Source organism: Proteiniphilum sp. UBA1028 (genome assembly GCF_002316955.1).
Classification (GTDB): domain Bacteria; phylum Bacteroidota; class Bacteroidia; order Bacteroidales; family Dysgonomonadaceae; genus Proteiniphilum.
Genome location: NZ_DCEN01000074.1, coordinates 11,315 through 15,920, shown reverse-complemented (window position 1 = coordinate 15,920; position 4,606 = coordinate 11,315). Strand labels below are relative to the sequence as shown.

The window sequence follows — 4,606 nt, the reverse complement described above, 5'->3', positions numbered from 1 at the left end:
CATCCTGTTTTTATATTTTCATTCCGCAGAGTAATGTTCGATATATTAGTTTAGTTTTGGCCGGAAAGGATAATTCTGCGTGTCTGTTTTTGGTATATAATGCACGCCTGATTGTGCTATCGGACTGTTGTCAACAGCACATTTCGTGCAATATTTTTGTTAATTATATTTAATTTTGCTGTTTCTGTCCTTTTGGAGAAAAATTTAGGGTTGTACAGAAAGAAAAAAACTTGTGGGAAATGTAAAATAAAACTAAATTGCAACAGATTTGGTTGAAGTAGCGCAGGGAGGAAATATACATACCTCCCTACTGTGTACGTACACACATTTTATCGGAAAAATAACCACACATAGTAATTGCACGTATGAACCTTTTTTTGAATCAGCTTTCTGGCTTCCGTGAAAATATTGCCCTCATCCGGTCTTGGATAAATGGCGACTGCGCTGAACATCTCCCTAACGGGGAAAATTTATTAATCCTCTCTGTTGTCGGGGATAATATGGGCATCAGAGGTGCCTACGTTGAGCTGATGTTTTTCCTGATCGTCACCATGATGCTGTTGATATTTGCGCTTCGTGAGCGAACAAAAAGGAACCGGATTTTGCAAAACGAAGAACAGATACGCAGTGATTTTTTTTCCAAGATTACCCACGAATTCCGCACCCCGGTCACCATCATCCTGGGGTTAAGCAAACAACTCCGCGAACAGAAAGAACTTTCCGGCAACAACTCACTCGTCTACCTCAGCGCAATAGAACGCCAGGGGCGGAATCTATCGGACCTGGTGAACCAGCTGCTCGATATAGCCAACTTGCGTACGACGGGAGATTCCGTGGAGTGGAAAACCGGAAACATTGTTGCCTTTGTGGAAATGGTTCACGAAACCTACAGCATCTATGCGAAACATCAGGAGATGGAATTGCAGTTTTTCAGCGACGAAACCGAGATCGAAACCGATTTTGTACCGGGCTATCTGAACAAGATCCTGCGAAATCTGCTCTCCAACGCGATCAAGTACAGCGAGCCGGGCTCCAAAATAAACCTTGTGATTACAAGGAACAAGAAAGATCCGAAGAAAATCATTTTGAAAGTTATCGACCATGGTCAGGGAATCAAAAAGGAGGACCTGCCGCATATTTACGATCTGTTTTTCAAGAGTCCTCATAGCGATGCTCAAGCCAGTAGCGGGATAGGACTTGCTCTGACCAAGCAACTGGTCGAAAATCTAAATGGCGCCATACGCGTCGAAAGTGAGGAAGGAAAAGGCTCAGAGTTTACCGTAGAGTTGCCTGTCCGTCGAAGTGAAAAGAAATTGTACGCCTACTGGATTCCGGAGAAGAAGAATCATGTACCCACGACAGATTACCCGAAAGCACCGACATACGAAGAACTATTATCTTATAAACCGAACGACAATGATCCGCGTACCACCTTATTATTGGCGGAAGACAACAAAGACATCGCAATATACACCCGATCTATTTTCAAAGAGGAGGCTTTCAACATTATCTATTGTTACAACGGAGAAGAGGCGCTGAGGATGGCCAATGAGCATTTGCCAGATATCGTCATAACCGATGTGATCATGCCCAGAATGAACGGGCTGGAATTGTGCAAAGAGATGAAAAATTCGCCTCTGCTCAGCCATATTCCCATCATCATTATTTCGGCCAAAAATGAGGAACAGGATTATATTGAAGGATTGAGATGCGGTGCAGATGCTTATATACGCAAACCATTCCAGCCGGAGGAACTGCTTGTGCGGGTTGAGAACATACTCAAATCACGCAACCTGTTGAAGGATAAATACCACAGGGCCGTCATCAAAGACGAGAACGAACTCAACGACAACGTAAACGTGGGATTTCTGCGTCACGTCACCGACATTATCTATCGTGAGATGAAAAATCCCGACTTCACCACCAAAAAGCTGGCACAGGAATTGGCGATCAGCGTTTCCCAGCTAAATAAAAAGCTGAACGCCACCACGGGATTTCCGGCATCAACCTATATTTTACAGGTAAAATTGAGTTATGCTAAAAAGATTCTGGCATCCCAGCACAAGACCATCGGCGAGGTGGCCGCAGAATGTGGTGTGTATGATGTGAACTACTTCTCGCGTGTCTTTAAAAAGCAAACAGGTGTCACTCCCACACAGTATAAGCGACTACCGCCTCATTAAAACGAAAAGGTGTTGCCAACAGTGCAAAGTAACACTTATTGATATTTCAGGGGCTCTGCTAAACATATTTTCATCAATTACCTTAAATCCTCAACTCCTTTTCAATCTCGCGGACGAAAAACTCGATTCCATATGAAGACGAGCATCTATCCCTATACCACTCTCATATAGAAGTTTTTACAATAATAAAAGTAAATTTCGAAAAAGTATTATGGATTCATAAAACAAAGTTTACCGTGTTATACAAAGAAGACATTTAGCACACTTTTACCACTCTTTATCAGACACTTACAATCAATTCCGAGCAATAAATGCTAGCCTCTACAAATGTTAAAGCGCATTTTATGCTATATTTAACAAAATAAATCCTAACCGCAGATATGACAAAAGCGTATGTTTGCGTTCGAAATAAAAGAGTGGACGAAAGGACACCTCAAATTTTCTAAACGTACGGAACATGATAATAATGAGTTAACGTGAAAAACGGCAAACGGTCAGAGCTTTAACGATAAACGTATAAAAGAAATGCTCCAGGCTTTATAAAAATGCAGCAATCACCAAAAGACAGTATCATTCAATCTTTTAGCACGATTAACAAAAAAAAAGAAATCCGGGCTACCCAATAAATCTGAAACAAACAATTAAATAAAAATATATGAAGTATCGACTTGTTCAAAAAGCGAATCCACTGGAGCCAGAATCAAAACGCAAGTGGTATGCCAGCCCAGTGAAAGCAGGGACCATCAATAATTACCAGCTAAGCAAGGGCATTGCCGGTAAGTCATCCCTTACACGGGGTGCCGTAATGAATGTAATTGAAAATATGGTGGATGAAATTCCCCGGTATTTAATTGAAGGCTACAGCGTGAACCTAAATAACCTCGGAACACTGCGGCTCTCACTTTCCAGCGAGGGAGCAAGCAACCCCGGTGAGTTCTCAGGCGACAACATCAAGAATATGCGTGTTGTTTTTACGCCGTCGCCGGAGTTTAAGAAGATATTACAGGAAATATCATTTGAACAAACCGACTGAGGTTGCACCAGACAACCAGACCTTATATTCCGGGAATCCGGAGAATTGAATTAAGAAAAAACAAAAATGGCCCACTTCCGCAATCACTTCCCTAAAAAGTCATCACAAGGTGTTCAAACGCTTATGCTTCATTCGCTGGGCTTTGTGACCGGTGATCCCACCATCAGGATTGGATATCCTTTTGTGTTTCACCCGGGTGTTCAGGTTACTGTTACCGAACCGGGAGATGCCAAATGGGTATACATGATGCTGCCGGTGCCAAAGGGAAGTCTGATTACGGAAATAAAAGTGGCTTTTCACCGGTCAGGCATCCAAAACTATATATCCCATATCCGACTTGTGTCACAAAGGGAGCCAGTCACTGCCGAGGTGGTACACGACGATAAAATTGAAACGGACAGTTCCTCCATCAGCGTGGCTCGCTCTTCCTGCCATGTAGTTGTAAACAAAAGCATTATGCTAAAGATATGCATGAAGTTCGCCAATACAGACGACATGATTGAATTTGGATCGGTGGAAATTGACCATGTCCCCGATTACCAAAAAAAACTGGTGGCTGAGGAAGAAGACAAAGCTTGCCGGGAGGATACCCAAATTTATAAATACAACAACAAGCAGTCGGAGAAACAACCTTCTCTCGCTGATTTGTTTTTTCAGAAAAAAAGAAAAAAACAATTTCTAATAAATAGAAAACCTTAGTGATATATTTTAATTAATCATTTTTTAAATTTTTTGATGTATGAAAAAAAAGTTATTTTTAAAGCTATTTATCTTTGCAGTAATTGGCGCTTTTGTGACATTTACTTCATGTAAAGATTACGACGATGACATTAGCAGGTTGGATACCGATCTTGCTGCTGCCGAAAGTTCATTGCAAGCTGCCGTAACGGAGCTGAATACGCTGAAGACGCAAATTGCTGCTGCCGCTACCGATAGCGAAGTAGCTGCTGCTGTAGCTGCTGCCAAAACTCAAGCAATTGATGCAGCAAAAGCCGATGCAACGGCCTTGCTCAATACGTTGAAAGGTGGTTACACCGGCACATTGAAAGAGCTGAACGACAAGATCGTTGCACAGGCAGCTTTGATCACAGTACTCCAGGGGGATGTATCCACTTTGAAAACAGACCTGGATGCCGCAGAACTACAGATAGCCGCCAACAAAGCTGCTATNNAGATTACGACGATGACATTAGCAACCTTCAGGGACAGATTACATCGCTGAAAGCTACAGTTGATGCCATTGATGCAGCCGTGAAAAGCGGCTCTGTAATTAAAAGTGTTACACCGGTAACTAATGGTATCAAAATTACCCTTAGCAACAACCAGGAGTACACCATTACCAATGGCGCCGCAGGTGCCAAGGGTGACAAGGGCGACAAGGGCGACAAGG

General features: G+C 42.5%; 4 protein-coding genes. All 4 read left to right on the top strand.

The genetic code is table 11. The features are described 5' to 3' along the window. Window positions 1-500: 500 nt before the first annotated feature. Window positions 501-2,183: a hybrid sensor histidine kinase/response regulator transcription factor gene (locus B3Z75_RS12640; protein ID WP_294072313.1), complete on the top strand. Its 1,683-nt coding sequence runs from the start codon at window positions 501-503 to the stop codon at window positions 2,181-2,183. Window positions 2,184-2,838: 655 nt separating this feature from the next. Next, entirely contained in the window at window positions 2,839-3,216 is a 378-nt protein-coding gene (locus B3Z75_RS12635) for an HU family DNA-binding protein (protein ID WP_294072311.1), read from the top strand. Between the two features lie 66 nt (window positions 3,217-3,282). Next, window positions 3,283-3,915, top strand: coding sequence for a hypothetical protein (locus B3Z75_RS12630; protein WP_294072308.1), 633 nt, complete (start codon window positions 3,283-3,285; stop codon window positions 3,913-3,915). 408 nt (window positions 3,916-4,323) lie between these two features. Further along, window positions 4,324-4,606, top strand: a 283-nt coding sequence (locus tag B3Z75_RS14295; RefSeq protein WP_414702901.1) for a PL29 family lyase N-terminal domain-containing protein, incomplete at its 3' end; no start/stop codon positions are given.